A 19,794-nucleotide genomic window follows, 5' to 3' on the forward strand; every position below is an offset into this window, starting at 1 on the left:
CCCGTCCTGTCCATGTATGGGGAGAGGGATGGCGCATATAGGAAACCCCGGCGAGAAAGGCCACAGGCCAATTCATGACCATGACTGATCCGATCGCAGACATGCTTACGCGTCTGCGGAACGCGAACTCGGCATACCACGACTCCGTGTCGATGCCGCACTCGAAGATCAAGTCGCACATCGCGGAGATCCTCCAGCAGGAGGGCTTCATCACGGGCTGGAAGGTCGAGGACGCCGAGGTCGGCAAGAACCTCGTTCTCGAGCTGAAGTTCGGCCCGAACCGTGAGCGCTCCATCGCGGGCATCAAGCGGATCTCCAAGCCCGGTCTCCGGGTGTACGCGAAGTCCACCAACCTGCCGAAGGTGCTGGGCGGCCTCGGCGTGGCGATCATCTCCACGTCGCACGGGCTCCTCACCGACAAGCAGGCCGGCAAGAAGGGCGTGGGTGGGGAAGTCCTCGCCTACGTCTGGTAGCAGAAGGGAACGGAGGAAACAGCTATGTCGCGCATCGGCAAGCTCCCCATCGCGGTTCCCGCCGGCGTGGACGTCACCATCGACGGCCGTACGGTCAAGGTCAAGGGCCCCAAGGGCGAACTGACCCACACCGTCGTGGCGCCGATCGAGATCGCCAAGGGCGAGGACGGCACCCTGCAGGTGACCCGCCCCAACGACGAGCGTCAGAGCAAGGCCCTGCACGGCCTCTCCCGCACGCTGGTGGCGAACATGATCACCGGCGTGACCCAGGGTTACGTGAAGAAGCTCGAAATCAGCGGTGTCGGTTACCGCGTGACCGCCAAGGGCTCGAACCTCGAGTTCGCGCTCGGTTACAGCCACCCGATCGTTGTCGAGGCCCCCGAGGGCATCACCTTCAAGGTGGAGACCCCGACCCGTTTCCAGGTCGAGGGCATCGACAAGCAGAAGGTCGGCGAGGTCGCCGCCAACATCCGCAAGCTGCGCAAGCCCGACCCGTACAAGGCCAAGGGCGTCAAGTACGAGGGCGAAGTCATCCGCCGCAAGGTCGGAAAGGCGGGTAAGTAAGCCATGGCATACGGGCAGAAGATCCTGAAGGGCGACGCCTACAAGCGCGCCGCGATCAAGCGCCGCCACCTGCGGATCCGCAAGCGGATCAACGGTACGGCGGAGCGTCCCCGTCTCGTCGTGACCCGCTCCAACCGCCACATCGTGGCGCAGGTGATCGACGACCTGAAGGGCCACACCCTGGCGTCGGCGTCGTCTCTGGACGCGTCGATCCGCGGTGCCGAGGACAAGTCCTCGCAGGCCAAGAAGGTCGGCGCCCTGGTCGCCGAGCGTGCCAAGGCCGCCGGTGTCGAGGCCGTCGTGTTCGACCGTGGTGGCAACCAGTACGCCGGGCGCATCGCCGCCCTGGCGGACGCCGCCCGCGAAGCCGGGCTCAAGTTCTGAGCCGCTTGTAGCTAGCGGAAAGAGAGAGGTAATCCAATGGCTGGACCCCAGCGCCGCGGAAGCGGTGCCGGTGGCGGCGAGCGGCGGGACCGGAAGGGCCGTGACGGCGGCGCTGCTGCCGCCGAGAAGACCGCGTACGTTGAGCGCGTCGTCGCGATCAACCGCGTCGCCAAGGTTGTGAAGGGTGGTCGTCGCTTCAGCTTCACCGCGCTGGTCGTGGTGGGCGACGGTGACGGCACCGTGGGTGTCGGTTACGGCAAGGCCAAGGAGGTGCCGGCCGCCATCGCCAAGGGCGTTGAGGAGGCCAAGAAGCACTTCTTCAAGGTCCCCCGGATCCAGGGCACCATCCCTCACCCCATCCAGGGTGAGAAGGCGGCCGGTGTCGTTCTCCTCAAGCCGGCTTCGCCGGGTACCGGTGTGATCGCCGGTGGTCCCGTGCGTGCCGTCCTGGAGTGCGCCGGTATCCACGACGTGCTGTCGAAGTCGCTCGGCTCCGACAACGCCATCAACATCGTGCACGCGACCGTGGAGGCCCTCAAGGGCCTGCAGCGTCCCGAGGAGATCGCGGCCCGCCGTGGTCTGCCCCTCGAGGACGTCGCTCCCGCGGCTCTCCTTCGTGCGCGTGCCGGGGCGGGTGCGTAATCATGGCGCAGCTCAAGATCACGCAGGTCAAGTCCTACATCGGCAGCAAGCAGAACCACCGTGACACCCTGCGGTCGCTTGGTCTCAAGGGGATCAACACCGTGGTCGTCAAGGAGGACCGCCCCGAGTTCCGCGGCATGGTGCACACCGTCCGCCACCTCGTGACGGTCGAGGAGGTCGACTGATCATGGCGGAGAACAACCCGCTGAAGATCCACAACCTCCGTCCCGCCCCGGGCGCCAAGACCGCCAAGACCCGTGTGGGTCGTGGTGAGGCGTCGAAGGGTAAGACGGCCGGTCGTGGTACCAAGGGCACCAAGGCCCGCTACCAGGTTCCGGAGCGCTTCGAGGGTGGCCAGATGCCGCTCCACATGCGTCTCCCGAAGCTGAAGGGCTTCAAGAACCCGTTCAAGACCGAGTACCAGGTCGTGAACCTCGACAAGCTGGCCGCGCTGTACCCGGAGGGTGGCGAGGTCACCGTCGAGGGTCTGGTCGCCAAGGGTGCCGTTCGCAAGAACAGCCTCGTCAAGGTCCTCGGCCAGGGCGAGATCTCCGTGGCGCTGCAGGTGACGGTCGACGCCGTCTCCGGCTCCGCCAAGGAGAAGATCACCGCCGCCGGCGGTACCGTCACCGAGCTCGTCTGAGTCCATCAGGCGTCTCGATGACTTGAGCGATCCCGACCGGGGATACCCCACAAATGGGGTATCCCCGGTTGGTCGTTCCTAGGGTGGCAGTCTCGCCGGTAAGGTGGCCTGCACTGCCAACTTTCACTGGATGCTTCACATGGGGCACTCAGAGCGGCAGTTGACCGTTACGTATTCGTCGAACCTCAAGACCGTCACCCTTGACGCACTGGCGCGGGGGTCGCAGGAGGCACCGTGCTCACCGCGTTCGCCCGGGCGTTCAAGACGCCCGACCTGCGCAAGAAGCTGCTCTTCACGCTCGGCATCATCGTGATCTACCGGGTCGGTACACACGTCCCGATCCCCGGTGTCGACTACCGGGCCGTGCAGGCATGTGTGGACCAGGTAGAGACCAACCAGGGTCTGTTCGGTCTGGTCAACATGTTCAGCGGCGGTGCGCTGCTCCAGATCACGATCTTCGCGCTGGGCATCATGCCGTACATCACGGCGAGCATCATTCTTCAGCTGCTGACCGTGGTCATCCCGCGCCTGGAAGCCCTCAAGAAGGAGGGACAGTCCGGCACGGCGAAGATCACGCAGTACACCCGTTACCTGACCGTGGCGCTCGCCATTCTCCAGGGCACCGGTCTGGTCGCCACCGCCCGCAGCGGCGCGCTGTTCGGCAACTGCCCGCAGGCCGCCTCGATCGTGCCGGACCAGTCCATCTTCATCACCATCACGATGGTGATCACCATGACCGCCGGTACCGCCCTCGTCATGTGGCTCGGTGAGCTGATCACCGACCGCGGCATCGGCAACGGCATGTCGATCCTGATGTTCATCTCGATCGCCGCGACCTTCCCGGCCGCGCTGTGGGCCATCAAGCAGGAGGGCTCCCTGGCCGACGGCTGGATCGAGTTCGGCACCGTCATGCTCGTCGGGTTCGTCATGGTCGGCCTGGTCGTCTTCGTCGAGCAGGCCCAGCGCCGCATTCCGGTGCAGTACGCGAAGCGCATGATCGGCCGCCGTTCCTACGGCGGAACCTCGACGTACATCCCGCTGAAGGTGAACCAGGCGGGTGTGATTCCTGTCATCTTCGCGTCGTCGCTGCTCTACATCCCGGCTCTGATCGTCCAGTTCGCCAACTCCACGTCCGGCTGGGCGGTATGGATCCAGAAGAACCTGGCGGACACCGGGGCGCCGGTTCACATCGCTCTCTATTTCTTCCTGATTGTCTTCTTCGCGTTCTTCTACGTGGCCATCACGTTCAACCCCGAAGAAGTCGCCGACAACATGAAGAAGTATGGTGGCTTCATCCCGGGCATCCGGGCTGGCCGACCGACCGCTGAGTACCTCTCCTACGTACTCAACCGGATCACCTGGCCGGGTTCGCTGTATCTGGGCCTGATCGCTCTTGTCCCAACGATGGCGTTGGCTGGTTTCGGGGCGAACCAGAACTTCCCGTTCGGCGGGACCAGCATCCTGATCATCGTGGGTGTCGGTCTCGAGACGGTGAAGCAGATCGAGAGCCAGCTCCAGCAGCGCAATTACGAAGGGTTCCTCCGCTGATGCGAATCGTCCTCGTCGGGCCACCGGGCGCGGGTAAGGGTACGCAGGCCACACGCCTCGCCGAGAAGCTGCGGGTGCCGCACATCTCCACGGGCGACCTGTTCCGCGCCAACATCAGCCAGCAGACGGAGCTCGGCAAGCTCGCCAAGTCCTACATGGACGCCGGCAACCTCGTCCCGGACGAGGTGACCATCGCCATGGCCAAGGACCGCATGGAGCAGCCGGACGCCGTGAACGGCTTCCTGCTGGACGGCTTCCCCCGCAACGTCTCCCAGGCCGAGGCGCTGGACGAGCTGCTGAACACCGAGGGCATCAAGCTGGACGCCGTGCTCGACCTCGAAGCCCCCGAGGAGGAGGTCGTCAAGCGGATCGCCGGCCGGCGCATCTGCCGCAACGACTCCGCGCACGTCTTCCACGTGACGTACAAGAAGCCGGCCAAGGAAGGCGTCTGCGACGTCTGCGGCGGTGAGCTCTACCAGCGCGACGACGACTCCGAGGAGACCGTCCGCAAGCGGCTGGAGGTCTACCACACGCAGACCGAGCCGATCATCGACTACTACAAGGCCCAGGGCCTTGTCGTGACCATCGAGGCCATGGGCCAGGTGGACGAGGTCACCGCGCGCGCCCTGGCCGCGCTCAAGCGCGAAGACGCGTAGTCCGTCGGTACGCCGCCGTAGCCGCGGTCCCTTGTCACAAGGGGCCGCGGCTGCTGTGTGGCTGCGCCGTTTATCGTGGATGGGTAGCTCATCCGCTCCCCACCGCTCTCCCGGTCCCTTCCGGTCCAGAAAGGCCGTAGTCCTCATGGTGCAGATCAAGTCCCCGGAGCAGATCGCCAAGATGCGTGCGGCGGGCCTGGTCGTCGCCGCGATCCACGCGGCCACCCGTGAGGCCGCCGTGCCCGGGGCCACCACCAAGGACCTGGACGAGGTCGCGCGCAAGGTGCTGGCCGAGCACGGGGCGAAGTCGAACTTCCTCGGGTACGGCGGCTTCCCGGCGACCATCTGCACCTCGGTGAACGAGGTCGTGGTGCACGGCATCCCGTCCGAGGACGTCGTCCTCAAGGACGGCGACATCATCTCCATCGACTGCGGCGCGATCGTCGACGGCTGGCACGGCGACGCCGCCTACACGGCCTTCGTGGGCTCCGGCCACGCTCCGGAGCTGGTCGAGCTCTCGCGGGTGACCGAGGAGTCGATGTGGGCCGGCATCGCGGCGATGAAGCAGGGCAACCGGCTCGTCGACATCTCCCGTGCCATCGAGACGTACATCCGCCGCCAGCCGAAGCCGGGCGGCGGCCGGTACGGGATCATCGAGGACTACGGCGGCCACGGCATCGGCACCGAGATGCACATGGACCCGCACCTGCTGAACTACGTCGACCGGCGCCGCGGCAAGGGCCCCAAGCTGGTCCCCGGCTTCTGCCTGGCCATCGAGCCGATGGTGTCCCTGGGCACTCCGCGCACCGAGGTCCTCGAGGACGACTGGACGGTCATCACGACCGACGGCACCTGGTCCTCCCACTGGGAGCACTCCGTCGCCCTGACCGAGGCCGGCCCCCTGGTGCTGACCGCCCCCGACGGCGGCAAGGCCAAGCTCGCCGAGTACGGCGTCACGGCGGCCCCGGACCCGCTGGCCTGAGCGCGCGTAACGATCTGCGTGCCGGGGCAGACTGTCCCCGGTCGTTCTCGATTCGTCTTTCCGGGTGCGCTGACGTAGACTGACTCGTCGGCTCTTGTGTACCCGCATGTCTGCATGCCCCCAGAGGTTGCGGAGGGTGCACGGCGGAGTCGATCAAGGTAGTCGATTCGAAGGGCGAAGCGTGGCCAAGAAGCAAGGTGCCATCGAGATCGAGGGCACTGTCGTCGAGTCTCTGCCGAACGCCATGTTCAAGGTCGAGCTCCAGAACGGCCACCAGGTCCTGGCACACATCAGCGGCAAGATGCGTATGCACTACATCCGCATCCTCCCTGACGACCGGGTCGTGGTGGAGCTGTCTCCGTACGACCTGACGCGTGGCCGGATCGTCTACCGGTACAAGTAGATCTTGCCCGCGCCCCGGGACCTCCCGCGGCGGTGGCACTGACCCGGAGAACCTCACCCAATGAAGGTCAAGCCGAGCGTCAAGAAGATCTGCGACAAGTGCAGGGTGATCCGCCGTCACGGCCGGGTCATGATCATCTGCGAGAACCCGCGCCACAAGCAGCGCCAGGGCTGATCGCAGCAGATCACACCCTCTGCACCTCTATTGCAGAGTCTTCGCGCGACGCGAGCTGAATTTGTTCATACGCAGAATCCAGGCAGGGATCTCTTCCTGCCTGACACCCCCGGTTCGGAGGCCGGGGACCCAGTTCGTACCTGGTACGGCGGCTGGGAGTCGGTTCTGCGGAAGACCTCCGAAGATCACCAGGAGCCATTGAATGGCACGCGTTTCCGGTGTTGACATCCCGCGCGACAAGCGCGTGGAGGTCGCCCTCACCTACGTGTTCGGCATCGGCCGGACCCTCTCGAAGGCGACGCTGGCTGCGACCGGCGTCGACCCGAACACCCGCGTCCGCGACCTCTCCGAGGAGCAGCTCGTCGCGATCCGCGAGTACGTCGACAACAACATCAAGACCGAGGGTGACCTCCGTCGCGAGATCCAGGCCGACATCCGCCGCAAGGTCGAGATCGGCTGCTACCAGGGTCTGCGTCACCGTCGCGGTCTGCCCGTCCGCGGCCAGCGCACCAGCACCAACGCTCGCACCCGCAAGGGCCCGCGTCGCGCCATCGCCGGCAAGAAGAAGCCGGGCAAGAAGTAGTCCGCAGCGGACACCTGTCCACGGTCTTCGCTGTAGGACCGACCACCTCCCGTAGGAGTTAAAGGATGCCCCCCAAGGGACGTCAGGGCGCTGCCAAGAAGGTGCGCCGCAAGGAAAAGAAGAACGTCGCTCACGGCCACGCGCACATCAAGAGCACGTTCAACAACACGATCGTGTCGATCACGGACCCGTCCGGCAACGTGATCTCCTGGGCCTCCGCCGGCCACGTCGGCTTCAAGGGCTCCCGGAAGTCCACGCCGTTCGCCGCGCAGATGGCCGCCGAGTCGGCTGCCCGCCGCGCCCAGGAGCACGGCATGCGCAAGGTCGACGTGTTCGTCAAGGGCCCGGGCTCCGGTCGTGAGACCGCGATCCGCTCCCTGCAGGCCACGGGCCTCGAGGTCGGCTCCATCCAGGACGTTACCCCGACCCCGCACAACGGCTGCCGTCCGCCGAAGCGTCGTCGCGTCTGACCTCGCTTTCTCGGGCTTCTCGGGCGGTACGGCTCTTTCGGGTCGTGCCGCCCGTACCCTTGCAGTACCCGTCCCTTTTGCCGGGGCGGTTCCGTCGGACGTCAAATAGCGGGCGTCCACGAAAGAAGGATCTGATCCACACATGCTGATCGCTCAGCGTCCCTCGTTGACCGAAGAGGTCGTCGACGAGTTCCGCTCCCGGTTCGTGATCGAGCCGCTGGAGCCGGGCTTCGGCTACACCCTCGGCAACTCCCTCCGCCGCACCCTCCTGTCGTCGATCCCCGGCGCTGCTGTCACCAGCATCCGCATCGACGGTGTCCTGCACGAGTTCACCACCGTGCCGGGCGTCAAGGAGGACGTCACCGACCTGATCCTCAACATCAAGCAGCTGGTCGTCTCCTCGGAGCACGACGAGCCGGTCGTGATGTACCTGCGCAAGCAGGGTCCGGGTCTGGTCACCGCCGCCGACATCGCGCCCCCGGCCGGTGTCGAGGTGCACAACCCCGACCTCGTCCTCGCTACGCTCAACGGCAAGGGCAAGCTGGAGATGGAGCTGACCGTCGAGCGCGGTCGCGGCTACGTCTCCGCCGTGCAGAACAAGCAGGTGGGTCAGGAGATCGGCCGGATCCCGGTCGACTCGATCTACTCGCCGGTTCTCAAGGTCACGTACAAGGTCGAGGCCACGCGTGTCGAGCAGCGCACCGACTTCGACAAGCTGATCGTCGACGTCGAGACCAAGCAGGCGATGCGTCCGCGTGACGCCATGGCCTCCGCGGGTAAGACCCTGGTCGAGCTGTTCGGTCTCGCCCGCGAGCTGAACATCGACGCCGAGGGCATCGACATGGGTCCGTCCCCGACGGACGCCGCGCTCGCCGCCGACCTCGCCCTGCCGATCGAGGAGCTGGAGCTCACCGTTCGGTCGTACAACTGCCTCAAGCGTGAGGGCATCCACTCCGTGGGTGAGCTCGTCGCCCGCTCCGAGGCCGACCTGCTGGACATCCGCAACTTCGGTGCGAAGTCCATCGACGAGGTCAAGGCGAAGCTGGCCGGCATGGGCCTGGCCCTCAAGGACAGCCCGCCCGGATTCGACCCGACCGCCGCCGCTGACGCGTTCGGTGCCGACGACGACGCTGACGCCGGTTTCGTGGAGACCGAGCAGTACTGAGTCGGCTGCCGGTCCGTTGTGGCTGGTCGCGCAGTTCCCCGCGCCCCTGAGGGGCGCGGACCCTTCCGGGCGTCCGAAAAGGCGCCCGGATCTCCGACGGGCAACCGCTCGCTCGGATACTGACCCCGGTACCTGATACGGCCGGGGCAGACACACAGGAGAAAGATCATGCCGAAGCCCACCAAGGGTGCCCGTCTGGGCGGCAGCGCCGCGCACGAGAAGCTGCTCCTCGCGAACCTGGCGAAGAGCCTCTTCGAGCACGGCCGCATCACCACCACCGAGGCGAAGGCGCGTCGTCTGCGTCCGTACGCCGAGCGTCTGATCACCAAGGCGAAGAAGGGCGACCTTCACAACCGCCGCCAGGTGCTCCAGGTCATCACGGACAAGAGCGTCGTCCACACGCTCTTCACCGAGATCGGCCCGCGCTACGAGAACCGCCCCGGCGGTTACACCCGCATCACCAAGATCGGTAACCGCCGTGGCGACAACGCGCCCATGGCTGTCATCGAGCTGGTCGAGGCGCTGACCGTCGCGCAGCAGGCCACGGGTGAGGCCGAGGCCGCCACCAAGCGTGCGGCCAAGGAGGCCGAGGAGACCAAGGTCGAGAAGACGACCGAGGCTCCGGAGGCCGCCGAGGCTCCCGCCGAGGAGTCCAAGGACGCGTAAGCGTTCTGCCGGGGACCGTTCGCCGGCGGCTGCGGCTTCGTCGCGGTGGTTCGCGCGGTTCCCGTGCCCCTTCAGGGCGTTTGCGGGCCCGTTCCTTCCGAGGAGCGGGCCCGCTTCCGTGTAAGGGCAACCCTTCGGCGGGTTCGGTGGTCATGCAGGTGACGTCCGATCTTTCACGGGGGGTTCCATGCCTTCACTCGTCGCTGTGCGGCGAACCGTCTCCGCCGTCGCGCTGGCCGCGCTGGCCGGTACGGCGTTCACCGGCCCGGCCCTGGCGCAGGAAGAGCCGCTGCCGGTCGCCGTGACCGGCCCCGAGAGTGTCAACGTCTCCCTGCACCAGGAGCCCGGTGATCCGGTCGAGCCGCAGGTCGAGCTCGGGCTGCGGGCGCCCGGTGAGGCGGTGCCGGACGAGAACGGGGTGATCTGGCCGATCCACACCGGGGACTACACCGTCACCGTGGACGCGAGCTCGCTGGCCGGGGTCGCCGCGGTGGACTTCGCCGGACTGGACGGCTGCTCCGTGGCGGGGCTGGTGGCCACCTGCCACGGCTCCGAGATCTACGCCGGGTCGGACTACAACCGGCTCGGCGGCATCCGGCTCGACGTGACCGAGGAGAGCGCCGCGGGGGACGCCGGCGCCATCGAGATCACGGCCGCGGGGGAGGGGCTGGCGTTCACCGGGCACACGGTGGACGTGCTGGTCGGTGGGCCCGAGCTGCTGAACAAGCAGCTGGCCGAGCCCGCCGGGTTCCGGGCCGGCGACACCTTCCAGGCGGGCCTGGGCTTCCGCAACGTCGGCGGGCTGGGCGGCGACGGGGTCGTGCTGCGGGTTTACGTGAGCCGGGGCCTGTCCTTCCCGGGCACCTTCCAGAACTGCTGGTACGACCCGCGGGACCCCGAGGACCTGTTCGGGCGTTCCGAGGCGCTGTGCGTCTTCGACAGCCAGTTCGCCGGGGACGCCGCCTACGGGCTGAGCGCACCCTTCCCGGTCGCGACCGCCGGTTTCGCGCTGCACGACGCGCTGTCCTACCGCTTCAGCGCGGTGCCCGCCGACGAGGCCCGCCGGCTGGTGGCCGAGGGCGACTACCAGGCCGGTACGGGTCCCGCGCTGGAGCTGGTCCGGCTGCCGCAGGCGGACCCGGCCGGCTACACGCGCTGGGCGGAGCTGGACCTGCCGACCACGAACACCTTCGACCTGGACCTGACCGGTGAGCGGCTGCGGGCCCGCCAGGGCGACACGGTGTCCGTGGACATCGGCTTCGCCAACCACGGCCCCGCCTGGCTGGCCCTGCTCCGCTCCGGCGGCGAGCCGATCTCCTTCTGGGTCGACCTGCCCCCGGGCACCACGGCCACCTCGGTGCCCGAGGGCTGCCAGGCGGCGGGCTGGGAGGGCGCCGAGGGCGACTACCTCTGCTTCGTGTCCACGCCGGTCCTGGAGAACGACTCCCGTACCTTCACCTTCGGCCTCCGGGTCGACGAGGTGATCCGCGGCGCCGCGGGGCGGGCGTTCTTCCCGTACACGATGCCGAACGAGGGCGACCCGGCGAACGACTCCGGTGAGATCGTGCTGAACCCCAGGGGCAGGGTCTGAGCGCTGTGCCCCGGCGGGCCCGCCCTTCGGGGCGGGCCCGTTCCCCGTTCCTGAGAGGATTCAGGGGTGAGTGAAGAAGTACAGCCCGGACATGTGCGGCTACGCCTGGACCTTTCCTACGACGGCACCGAGTTCTCCGGCTGGGCCAAGCAGGCCGGCGGCCGGCGGACCGTGCAGGGGGAGATCGAGGACGCCCTGCGGACGGTGACCCGCTCCCGCGAGACCTATGAGCTGACCGTCGCCGGGCGGACCGACGCGGGAGTGCACGCGCGCGGGCAGGTGGCGCACGTGGACCTGCCCGAGGGCCTCTGGCGCGAGCACCACGAGAAGCTGCTCAAGCGGCTCGCCGGGCGGCTGCCCCGCGATGTGCGGGTGTGGGCCCTGCGGGAGGCGCCCCAGGGCTTCAACGCACGCTTCTCGGCGGTCTGGCGGCGGTACGCGTACCGGGTCACGGACAACCCGGGGGGCGTGGACCCCCTGCTGCGCAACCATGTGCTGTGGCACGACTGGCCGCTCGACGTGGACGCCATGAACGAGGCGGCGCGCGCGCTGCTCGGGGAGCACGACTTCGCGGCGTACTGCAAGAAGCGCGAGGGCGCGACCACCATCCGTACGCTCCAGGAGCTGAGCCTGGTGCGCGGGGAGGACGGGATCGTCACCGCGACCGTGCGGGCCGACGCCTTCTGCCACAACATGGTGCGCTCGCTGATCGGGGCGCTGCTGTTCGTCGGCGACGGGCACCGGCCGCCGGACTGGCCGGGCAAGGTGCTGGCGGCGGGCGTGCGGGACTCGGCCGTGCATGTCGTACGACCGCACGGGCTGACCCTGGAGGAGGTCGGCTACCCCGCCGACGAGCTGCTGGCCGCCCGGTCCAGGGAGGCCCGCAACAAGCGCACGCTGCCGTCGGCGGGGTGCTGCTGAGCTACTGGACCGCGGCGGCCGATGCCTGGGCCTCGCCGCGGCGGCGGATCTGGCGGAAGGTGAACTCGGCGAGGTCGTCGCCCTGCCGGAACACCGCGGTGTCCTTGGTGGTGACGTCCTTGCCGTCGGTGAAGCCGGTCACCGTGAAGTAGGCGTAGCGGCCGTAGCTGTTCGTGGTCGAGCGGCACACGGCGCCGTTGCAGAAGTCCTTGATCCCGTTGCCGGACAGGGAGCGCACCAGGCTCTTGGAGTCGGCCTGGCCCTTGGCCGCGGTGGCCCGTGCCTCGGTGTCGAACACGGCGACGCCGACGGTGACCGCGACTCCGCTCCTGATGTACGTCACCCGCAGCAGGCGCCGGCAGCCGTTGTCCTTCAGGACCTTCGGGAGGGTGCCTCGGGTGGCCGAGGCGCAGTTCGTGGTGTCGGCGGTGGGGCCCTTGCGGTAGACCGTCTCGCCCATGGTCAGCCGGGTGCCGGGGAAGAGGATGTCCGGGCTGAGCGGGGCGGTGTCCTTGTTCTTGCTGGAGACGAAGTCCTTCGGGTCCAGCGGGGGCGGCGCGGTGGTCGGCGCGAAGGACGGGTCCGGGGCGGTGGAGCTGGGGATGTCGGCCGTGGCGGGCAGCTGGGAGGCCGGTCCGTTCGCCTCGGTGCCGCTGTCGTTCGCCGAGACCACGGCCACGGCGACGGCCGCGCCGACCGCGACCGTGGCGAGCGCCCCGCCGGCGATCATCAGCAGCCGGCGCCGCTTGGCGCGCGCCTCGGACGCCTCGGCGAGTGCCGCCCAGTCCGGGGACTGGTCGGCGCCGCTGTTCCAGGACTGCTGCGAATGCGGTGTCCAGGGATCCCACTGGGACTGGGGTCCCCCCTGCCCATAGCTCATGGGGGTGCATCTTAGAGGGGTGGGGCATCTCTCATCCGGGCCGGTGGGCGCCTCGGACCGGGGATCGGGGGCGCCGGGCCCGTAGACTGGGTCCCTCGAACAGACCCCAGCGGTGGCGTCCCGGCTCGTTTTGACCCGGCCGTGGCGCCGCAGGTATCCTGCATGTTCGTTGTGTATTGGCTTGCTCATTCTCACGGGACGGGCCCTTACACCGGTCCACCGGGCCGATGACCAGCGACCAGCACGCGGTTTGCGTCACCGCAGTGCGGTCAAGGCTGTCGTGATCGTTTCGGTGACCTTGTCTAGGACCATTCACTCGAAGCGAAGGCTACGAACCGTGCGTACGTACAGCCCCAAGCCCGGCGATGTGACGCGCCAGTGGCACGTCATCGACGCCCAGGACGTTGTCCTCGGCCGTCTCGCCAGCACCGCCGCCTCCATCCTGCGGGGCAAGCACAAGCCGATCTACGCGCCCCACGTCGACACCGGTGACTTCGTCATCATCATCAACGCCGACAAGGTGCACCTGTCCGGCAACAAGCGGACCCAGAAGATGGCCTACCGCCACTCCGGCTACCCGGGTGGTCTGCGCTCCGTCCGTTACGACGAGCTGCTGGCCAAGAACCCCGAGAAGGCCATCGAGAAGGCCGTCAAGGGCATGCTCCCCAAGAACACCCTGGGCCGTCAGATGCTCTCCAAGCTGAAGGTCTACTCGGGCGACCAGCACCCGCACGCTGCGCAGCAGCCGGTGCCGTTCGAGATCACCCAGGTCGCGCAGTAAGTCCGGCCACCCCCTAAGACTGAAGAGAATCTGAGGAGAATCGTGGCCGAGACCACTGCCGAGCAGCCGTTCGAAGAGCTCGACATCGACAGCTACACCACCGAGTCCGAGGTGCCCGTCGAGGGCGAGTACACCTCGGAGTCCCTCGCCTCCCGCTTCGGCGAGCCCCAGCCGGCCGCCGGCCTGGGCCGTCGCAAGAACGCCATCGCCCGTGTCCGGATCGTTCCGGGCACCGGCAAGTGGAAGATCAACGGCCGCACCCTTGAGGACTACTTCCCCAACAAGGTGCACCAGCAGGAGGTCAACGAGCCCTTCAAGGTGCTGGAGCTTGAGGGTCGTTACGACGTCATCGCCCGCATCGCCGGTGGCGGTGTCTCCGGTCAGGCCGGTGCGCTCCGTCTCGGTGTCGCCCGTGCGCTGAACGAGGCCGACGTCGACAACAACCGTGGCCCGCTGAAGAAGGCCGGCTTCCTCAAGCGCGACGACCGTGCGGTCGAGCGCAAGAAGGCCGGTCTGAAGAAGGCCCGCAAGGCTCCGCAGTACAGCAAGCGCTAAGCTTCGCTGCCTGCTCGTACAAGGGCGGGGTTCAGCACCCCGCCCGCGTACTCCGATCGCCCCGGCGGCACGCCACTGTGCCGTCCGGGGCGTTCGTTTATCCCAGCGATGGGCGTATAACGACACAAGGCGATCGACGGCTTGTGCGATGTGAGGACCGGGCGCCGCGTTTCCCGCGTACCCGGTGACGGAAGCGCCGTGCCCGAGCCGCACAGGTGGCACGCCTTCCCGAACTGACGCTTTTCTCAGGAGGACAAGTGGGACGACTCTTCGGCACGGACGGCGTGCGCGGTGTCGCCAACGCGGATCTGACGGCCGAGATGGCCCTCGGTCTCTCCGTCGCGGCGGCCCACGTACTGGCCGAGGCGGGCACCTTCGAGGGGCACCGGCCGACCGCGGTGGTCGGCCGGGACCCGCGTGCGTCCGGGGAGTTCCTGGAGGCCGCGGTCGTCGCGGGCCTCGCCAGTGCCGGGGTGGACGTGCTGCGGGTCGGCGTGCTGCCGACGCCCGCCGTCGCCTATCTCACCGGTGCGCTCGGCGCGGACCTGGGCGTGATGCTCTCCGCCAGCCACAACGCCATGCCCGACAACGGCATCAAGTTCTTCGCCCGCGGCGGCCACAAGCTCGCCGACGAGCTGGAGGACCGGATCGAGGCCGTCTACGAGGAGCACCGCACCGGAGCGCCGTGGGACCGGCCGACGGGCGCGGGCGTGGGCCGGGTCCGCAACTACGACGAGGGCTTCGACAAGTACGTCGCCCATCTCGTCGGCGTCCTCCCGAACCGCCTGGACGGGCTGAAGATCGTCCTCGACGAGGCGCACGGCGCCGCCGCCTGGGTGTCGCCGGAGGCGTTCTCGCGGGCCGGCGCCGAGGTCGTCACCATCGGTGCGGAGCCGGACGGGCTCAACATCAACGACGGCTGCGGGTCGACGCACCTCGACAAGCTGAAGGCCGCGGTGGTCGAGCACGGGGCCGACTTCGGTGTCGCGCACGACGGTGACGCGGACCGGTGCCTCGCCGTGGACCACACCGGTGAGGAGGTGGACGGCGACCAGATCCTGTCCGTCCTCGCGCTGGCGATGAAGGAGCGGGGGGCGCTGCGGTCGGAGACCGTGGTGGCGACCGTGATGTCCAACCTCGGCTTCAAGCTGGCCATGGAGCGTGAGGGCATCCAGCTGGTGCAGACCGCGGTCGGCGACCGGTATGTGCTGGAGTCGATGAAGCAGCACGGCTACGCGCTGGGCGGCGAGCAGTCCGGCCACGTGATCATCCTCGACCACGCGACGACCGGCGACGGCACGCTGACCGGCCTGATGCTCGCCGCGCGGGTCGCGGAGACCGGGCGGTCGCTGCGGGAGCTGGCCTCGGTGATGGAGCGGCTGCCGCAGGTGCTGATCAATGTGCCCGACGTGGACAAGTCGCGGGTGTCCAGTTCCGCGGACCTCGCTGCGGCTGTCTCCGACGCGGAGCGGGAGCTCGGGGCGACGGGGCGGGTGCTGCTGCGGCCCTCGGGAACCGAGCCGCTGGTGCGGGTGATGGTGGAGGCCGCGGACATCGAGCAGGCTCGGTCTGTGGCGGGGCGGTTGGCCGACGCGGTCAAGTCCGCGCTGGGTTAGGTGATCTGCCGGGTGTGTGCGCGGGGTTGTGTGCGGCGGGCCGCGGGTCGGTCGTGGCTTGTCGCGCCCACGCGGCGGTAGCCGCATACGAGACACAGCCCCGCGCCCCTTCGGGGCGTTGCACCTAGGGACGCCTCCACAGCAGCTTCTGGGCCAGCAGGGTCAGGGTGCCCGCTGCCACGATTCCGCCCAGATTGGCCAGGAGTTGGGCGGCGGAGCCCCAGGTCTGGGAGTAGTCGCTGTAGCTGAAGGCCATCGCGGCGTTGGCGGCCGCGGGGACCGTGGTCACCGAGATGGCGACGCCGATGAGCGCGCCCGACTTGGCGGACGTCAGGGAGAGGGTGCCGACGATGCCGGCCAGGAAGGCGACGACGAAGGACATCATGTCGGGCTGCCAGATGAAGGCGGTGTTGGGGCGGGCGGCCTCGATCATGTCCTTCTCGAAGAGCCCGAAGGCGTCCATCAGCCAGCCGAAGCCCGCCGTCAGGAGCATCGCGGCGGCGAAACCGGCGAGCAGCGCCCACAGGGAACGCCACACCAGCTTCGGGGTGCGCTGCACCAGGGCCGTGCAGATGCCGGCGAGGGGCCCGAACTCCGGGCCGACGGCCATCGCGCCGACGATCAGGACGGCGTTGTCCAGCATCACACCGCAGGCCGCGAGCATCGTGGCCACGGACAGGAACGCCACATAGGTGACGCTGAGCGTCGACTCCTCGTGGGTGAGGTCGCTCAGCTGCTCCCACACGACGGCGTCGGCGCCCTCGCCGGGGGCCTCCTTCTGGGCCTTCTCCGCCCGCTTCGACAGCGACAGGTCGATGCTCTCGACGGCGATCGAACCGGTCGTGTCCAGACCCAACTCCTGAAGCCCGCCGATGAGTTCGTCGGCGGCCTCGCGGGCCACGTCGCACATCACCACATCGCCCGCGGGGTTGCGGGCGGCGCCCGGGACCACGACGAGATGGGTGCAGCCCACCGTGGTCTCCAGTAGGCGGACCGCGGAGTCGGTCTTCTCGGCCGGTGTGATCAGGCGCAGATGCAGCATGCGGCCTTTGTAGCAGGCAGGGTCGGCGTCAGAGCTTGCGCAGGCTCAGGCGCTGGACCTTGTGGTCGGGGCCCTTGCGCACGACGAGGGTGGCGCGGCCGCGGGTGGGGGCGATGTTCTCCACCAGATTGGGCTTGTTGATGGTCCGCCACATCGTGCGCGCGTAGTCCAGGGCCTCCTCCTCGGAGACCTGGGTGTAGCGGCGGAAGTACGAGGACGGGTTCTGGAACGCCGTCTCGCGCAGCCGCTTGAAGCGGTTGAGGTACCAGCGCTCGATGTCCTCGGTGCGGGCGTCGACGTACACGCTGAAGTCGAAGTAGTCCGCGAGGCCCACGCGGGTGCGGCCGTCCTTGCCGGGCAGGGCCGGCTGCAGGACGTTCAGGCCCTCGACGATCAGGATGTCCGGGCGGCGGACGCTGAGCTTCTCGCCGGGGATGATGTCGTAGATCAGGTGGGAGTAGACGGGCGCGGTGACCTCGTCCTTGCCCGCCTTGATGTCGGCGACGAACCGGGTCAGCGCCCGGCGGTCGTACGACTCGGGGAAGCCCTTGCGCGACATCAGGCCGCGGGCCTGGAGCTCGTGGGTGGGCAGCAGGAAGCCGTCGGTGGTGACCAGCTCGACGCGCGGGTGCTCGGGCCAGCGGGACAGCAGGGCCTGGAGGAGGCGGGCGACCGTGGACTTCCCCACGGCGACCGAACCGGCGACCCCTATGACGAACGGGGTGCCCGACTGGGAGCCCTGCTCGCCGAGGAAGGTGTTCAGGGCGCCGCGCAGGCCGTCCGTGGCGCCGACGTAGAGATTGAGGAGCCGGGACAGCGGCAGATAGATGTCCCGCACCTCGTCGAGGTCGATGACGTCGCCGAGGCCGCGCAGCTTCTCGACCTCTTCCGCGCTGAGCGGCAGCGGCGTCTTGTCGCGCAGCGCGCTCCACTCGGCTCGGGTGAGGTCGACGTAGGGAGTCGCCTCCGGCCTGGGCCGGTGGGCGCTCCGGGGCATCGGGGAGACCGGAGAGATCACAGTCCATTGTTAACGGAGTTTGAAGGGGGTGGCGGGTGTGCTCCGTCACGCCCGCACCCGGTACGCCGTGCCGTGAGGGGCGTAAGGTGCGATTCAAGACGCCGAACGGGCCTGATTATTTCCGAATCCGGGCACGCGGAGCCGTGTTCTGACCATGATCGCGCCGTAGGCTGCGGCACATGTGCGGAATCGTGGGATACGTAGGGCCGCAGTCGGCGCTCGATGTCGTCATGGGCGGACTGAAGCGGCTGGAGTACCGGGGGTACGACTCGGCGGGCGTCGCCGTGCTCGCGGACGGCGGGCTGGCCACCGCCAAGAAGGCCGGGAAGCTGGTCAACCTGGACAAGGAGCTGGCCGAGCGCCCGCTGCCGACCGGGTCGACCGGCATCGGACACACCCGCTGGGCCACACACGGCGGCCCGACCGACGCCAACGCCCATCCTCACCTGGACAACGCCGGGCGGGTGGCGGTCGTGCACAACGGGATCATCGAGAACTTCGCGCTGCTGCGGGCCGAGCTCGCCGAGCGCGGGCACCGGCTGGCGTCCGAGACGGACACCGAGGTGGTGGCCCACCTGCTGGCCGAGGAGTTCTCCGCGACGGCGGATCTGGCGGAGGCCATGCGGCTGGTGTGCCGGCGGCTGGAGGGCGCGTTCACCCTGGTCGCGGTGCACGCGGACGAGCCGGACGTGGTGGTGGGCGCGCGCCGCAACTCGCCGCTGGTGGTCGGGGTCGGCGAGGGCGAGGCGTTCCTCGCCTCGGACGTCGCCGCGTTCATCGCCCACACCCGCTCCGCGATCGAGCTGGGCCAGGACCAGGTCGTGGAGCTGCGCCGGGACGGGGTGACGGTGACGGGCTTCGACGGCGGCCCCGCCGACGTCCGTTCCTACCACGTCGACTGGGACGCCTCGGCCGCGGAGAAGGGCGGCTACGCCTCCTTCATGCTCAAGGAGATCGCCGAGCAGCCCAAGGCGGTCGCCGACACCCTGCTGGGCCGCATCGACGCCTCCGGCGCGCTCGCGCTCGACGAGGTGCGGATCTCGCCCGGCGAGCTGCGCGAGGTGGACAAGGTCGTCATCGTCGCGTGCGGTACGGCGTACCACGCGGGCCTGATCGCCAAGTACGCCGTCGAGCACTGGACGCGGATCCCGTGCGAGGTGGAGCTGGCGAGCGAGTTCCGCTACCGCGACCCGATCCTGGACGCGCGCACGCTGACCGTCGCCATTTCCCAGTCCGGCGAGACCATGGACACCCTGATGGCGCTGCGGCACGCCCGCGAGCAGGGCTCGAAGGTGCTGGCGATCTGCAACACCAACGGCTCCACGATCCCGCGCGAGTCCGACGCCGTGCTGTACACGCACGCCGGTCCGGAGGTGGCCGTCGCCTCGACGAAGGCGTTCCTCACCCAGCTCGTGGCCTGCTACCTGGTCGCGCTGTACCTGGGGCAGGTGCGGGGCACCAAGTGGGGCGACGAGATCCAGGCGGTGATCCGGGACCTCGCGAAGATCTCCGGCGAGGTCGAGGAGGTCCTGCGGACCATGGAGCCGGTACGGGAGCTGGCGCGGTCGCTGGCGGCGAAGGAGACGGTGCTGTTCCTCGGCCGGCACGTGGGCCACCCGGTCGCTCTGGAGGGGGCGCTCAAGCTCAAGGAACTCGCCTATATGCACGCCGAGGGCTTCGCGGCGGGCGAGCTCAAGCACGGGCCGATCGCGCTGATCGAGGACGATGTGCCGGTGGTCGTGATCGTGCCGTCCCCGCGCGGGCGGTCGGTGCTCCACGACAAGATCGTCTCCAACATCCAGGAGATCCGGGCCCGCGGCGCCCGCACGATCGTGATCGCGGAGGAGGGCGACGAGGCGGTCGTGCCCTACGCCGACCATCTCATCCGCATCCCGGCCACCCCCACCCTGCTCCAGCCGCTGGTGTCGACGGTCCCCCTCCAGGTCTTCGCCTGCGAACTGGCGACGGCCCGCGGCAACGAGGTGGACCAGCCCCGCAACCTCGCGAAGTCGGTGACGGTGGAGTAGGCGCCCGGCG

At 68.7% G+C, this 19,794-nt stretch carries 24 protein-coding genes; 21 read left to right on the forward strand and 3 right to left on the reverse strand.

The features are described 5' to 3' along the window. Nucleotides 1-74 precede the first annotated feature (74 nt). The 17 genes from rpsH (at nucleotide 75) to truA (ending at nucleotide 11,865) form a co-directional block, all read left to right on the forward strand. Nucleotides 75-473 carry a 30S ribosomal protein S8 gene (gene rpsH / locus ACSU6M_RS20545; RefSeq protein WP_014674378.1) on the forward strand — a complete coding sequence of 133 codons (399 nt, stop codon included), beginning with the start codon at nucleotides 75-77 and terminating at the stop codon, nucleotides 471-473. A gap of 24 nt (nucleotides 474-497) precedes the next feature. After that, a complete protein-coding gene (rplF, locus tag ACSU6M_RS20550; protein ID WP_399649792.1) occupies nucleotides 498-1,037 on the forward strand; it encodes a 50S ribosomal protein L6 in 540 nt (179 codons plus the stop codon). A 3-nt stretch (nucleotides 1,038-1,040) separates the two neighbouring features. Then, on the forward strand, nucleotides 1,041-1,421 hold the full coding sequence (rplR, locus tag ACSU6M_RS20555) for a 50S ribosomal protein L18 (RefSeq protein WP_399649794.1): 381 nt from the start codon (nucleotides 1,041-1,043) through the stop codon (nucleotides 1,419-1,421). A gap of 36 nt (nucleotides 1,422-1,457) precedes the next feature. Further along, nucleotides 1,458-2,063, forward strand: coding sequence for a 30S ribosomal protein S5 (rpsE, locus tag ACSU6M_RS20560; protein ID WP_019753099.1), 606 nt, complete (start codon nucleotides 1,458-1,460; stop codon nucleotides 2,061-2,063). 2 nt (nucleotides 2,064-2,065) lie between these two features. Then, nucleotides 2,066-2,248: a 50S ribosomal protein L30 gene (gene rpmD / locus ACSU6M_RS20565; RefSeq protein WP_003998814.1), complete on the forward strand. Its 183-nt coding sequence runs from the start codon at nucleotides 2,066-2,068 to the stop codon at nucleotides 2,246-2,248. 2 nt (nucleotides 2,249-2,250) lie between these two features. Further along, a complete protein-coding gene (rplO, locus tag ACSU6M_RS20570) occupies nucleotides 2,251-2,706 on the forward strand; it encodes a 50S ribosomal protein L15 (RefSeq protein WP_067018996.1) in 456 nt (151 codons plus the stop codon). 234 nt (nucleotides 2,707-2,940) lie between these two features. Beyond that, entirely contained in the window at nucleotides 2,941-4,254 is a 1,314-nt protein-coding gene (gene secY, locus ACSU6M_RS20575) for a preprotein translocase subunit SecY (RefSeq protein ID WP_437071200.1), read from the forward strand. Continuing rightward, nucleotides 4,254-4,910 carry an adenylate kinase gene (locus ACSU6M_RS20580; protein ID WP_437071201.1) on the forward strand — a complete coding sequence of 219 codons (657 nt, stop codon included), beginning with the start codon at nucleotides 4,254-4,256 and terminating at the stop codon, nucleotides 4,908-4,910. Before secY ends, ACSU6M_RS20580 begins: the two co-directional genes overlap by 1 nt. 145 nt (nucleotides 4,911-5,055) lie before the next feature. Further along, on the forward strand, nucleotides 5,056-5,892 hold the full coding sequence (map, locus tag ACSU6M_RS20585) for a type I methionyl aminopeptidase (protein WP_437071203.1): 837 nt from the start codon (nucleotides 5,056-5,058) through the stop codon (nucleotides 5,890-5,892). Nucleotides 5,893-6,073: 181 nt separating this feature from the next. Then, a complete protein-coding gene (gene infA / locus ACSU6M_RS20590; protein ID WP_003948620.1) occupies nucleotides 6,074-6,295 on the forward strand; it encodes a translation initiation factor IF-1 in 222 nt (73 codons plus the stop codon). Nucleotides 6,296-6,355: 60 nt separating this feature from the next. Beyond that, nucleotides 6,356-6,469 (forward strand): 50S ribosomal protein L36, encoded by a 114-nt coding sequence (gene rpmJ / locus ACSU6M_RS20595; RefSeq protein ID WP_004984509.1) that lies wholly within the window; start codon nucleotides 6,356-6,358, stop codon nucleotides 6,467-6,469. Nucleotides 6,470-6,671: 202 nt separating this feature from the next. Next, the gene (gene rpsM, locus ACSU6M_RS20600; RefSeq protein WP_437071205.1) at nucleotides 6,672-7,052 is read left to right on the forward strand and encodes a 30S ribosomal protein S13; all 381 of its coding nucleotides are present in this window, start codon (nucleotides 6,672-6,674) and stop codon (nucleotides 7,050-7,052) included. 65 nt (nucleotides 7,053-7,117) lie between these two features. Further along, nucleotides 7,118-7,522 carry a 30S ribosomal protein S11 gene (rpsK, locus tag ACSU6M_RS20605; protein ID WP_003956432.1) on the forward strand — a complete coding sequence of 135 codons (405 nt, stop codon included), beginning with the start codon at nucleotides 7,118-7,120 and terminating at the stop codon, nucleotides 7,520-7,522. A 142-nt stretch (nucleotides 7,523-7,664) separates the two neighbouring features. After that, complete coding sequence (locus ACSU6M_RS20610; RefSeq protein WP_003966937.1) at nucleotides 7,665-8,687, forward strand: DNA-directed RNA polymerase subunit alpha; 1,023 nt, start codon at nucleotides 7,665-7,667, stop codon at nucleotides 8,685-8,687. Between the two features lie 168 nt (nucleotides 8,688-8,855). Beyond that, entirely contained in the window at nucleotides 8,856-9,353 is a 498-nt protein-coding gene (rplQ, locus tag ACSU6M_RS20615; protein ID WP_437071207.1) for a 50S ribosomal protein L17, read from the forward strand. 205 nt (nucleotides 9,354-9,558) lie between these two features. Next, nucleotides 9,559-10,944: a hypothetical protein gene (locus ACSU6M_RS20620; protein WP_437071209.1), complete on the forward strand. Its 1,386-nt coding sequence runs from the start codon at nucleotides 9,559-9,561 to the stop codon at nucleotides 10,942-10,944. A gap of 66 nt (nucleotides 10,945-11,010) precedes the next feature. Beyond that, nucleotides 11,011-11,865 (forward strand): tRNA pseudouridine(38-40) synthase TruA, encoded by an 855-nt coding sequence (gene truA / locus ACSU6M_RS20625; protein ID WP_437071211.1) that lies wholly within the window; start codon nucleotides 11,011-11,013, stop codon nucleotides 11,863-11,865. Nucleotide 11,866: 1 nt separating this feature from the next. On the opposite strand, the gene ACSU6M_RS20630 is transcribed toward truA, so the two are convergent. Then, nucleotides 11,867-12,745 (reverse strand): hypothetical protein, encoded by an 879-nt coding sequence (locus ACSU6M_RS20630; protein ID WP_437071213.1) that lies wholly within the window; start codon nucleotides 12,743-12,745, stop codon nucleotides 11,867-11,869. A gap of 337 nt (nucleotides 12,746-13,082) precedes the next feature. Between ACSU6M_RS20630 and rplM the strand changes: the two genes are divergently transcribed. The 3 genes from rplM (at nucleotide 13,083) to glmM (ending at nucleotide 15,697) form a co-directional block, all read left to right on the forward strand. Next, nucleotides 13,083-13,526, forward strand: coding sequence for a 50S ribosomal protein L13 (gene rplM / locus ACSU6M_RS20635; RefSeq protein WP_019526965.1), 444 nt, complete (start codon nucleotides 13,083-13,085; stop codon nucleotides 13,524-13,526). A 42-nt stretch (nucleotides 13,527-13,568) separates the two neighbouring features. After that, entirely contained in the window at nucleotides 13,569-14,081 is a 513-nt protein-coding gene (gene rpsI / locus ACSU6M_RS20640; RefSeq protein ID WP_225836003.1) for a 30S ribosomal protein S9, read from the forward strand. A gap of 257 nt (nucleotides 14,082-14,338) precedes the next feature. Beyond that, a complete protein-coding gene (gene glmM, locus ACSU6M_RS20645) occupies nucleotides 14,339-15,697 on the forward strand; it encodes a phosphoglucosamine mutase (RefSeq protein WP_437071215.1) in 1,359 nt (452 codons plus the stop codon). Between the two features lie 124 nt (nucleotides 15,698-15,821). On the opposite strand, the gene ACSU6M_RS20650 is transcribed toward glmM, so the two are convergent. Together ACSU6M_RS20650 and coaA are read right to left on the reverse strand one after the other, a co-directional pair. Then, nucleotides 15,822-16,739 carry a DUF389 domain-containing protein gene (locus ACSU6M_RS20650; RefSeq protein ID WP_437071217.1) on the reverse strand — a complete coding sequence of 306 codons (918 nt, stop codon included), beginning with the start codon at nucleotides 16,737-16,739 and terminating at the stop codon, nucleotides 15,822-15,824. A gap of 28 nt (nucleotides 16,740-16,767) precedes the next feature. Next, entirely contained in the window at nucleotides 16,768-17,736 is a 969-nt protein-coding gene (gene coaA / locus ACSU6M_RS20655; RefSeq protein ID WP_437075258.1) for a type I pantothenate kinase, read from the reverse strand. A 200-nt stretch (nucleotides 17,737-17,936) separates the two neighbouring features. Here coaA and glmS point away from each other — a divergent pair, with 200 nt between their 5' ends. Continuing rightward, complete coding sequence (gene glmS / locus ACSU6M_RS20660) at nucleotides 17,937-19,784, forward strand: glutamine--fructose-6-phosphate transaminase (isomerizing) (protein WP_437071218.1); 1,848 nt, start codon at nucleotides 17,937-17,939, stop codon at nucleotides 19,782-19,784. Nucleotides 19,785-19,794 lie beyond the last annotated feature (10 nt).

This window comes from Streptomyces sp. enrichment culture, assembly GCF_964272895.1.
GTDB lineage: Bacteria > Actinomycetota > Actinomycetes > Streptomycetales > Streptomycetaceae > Streptomyces.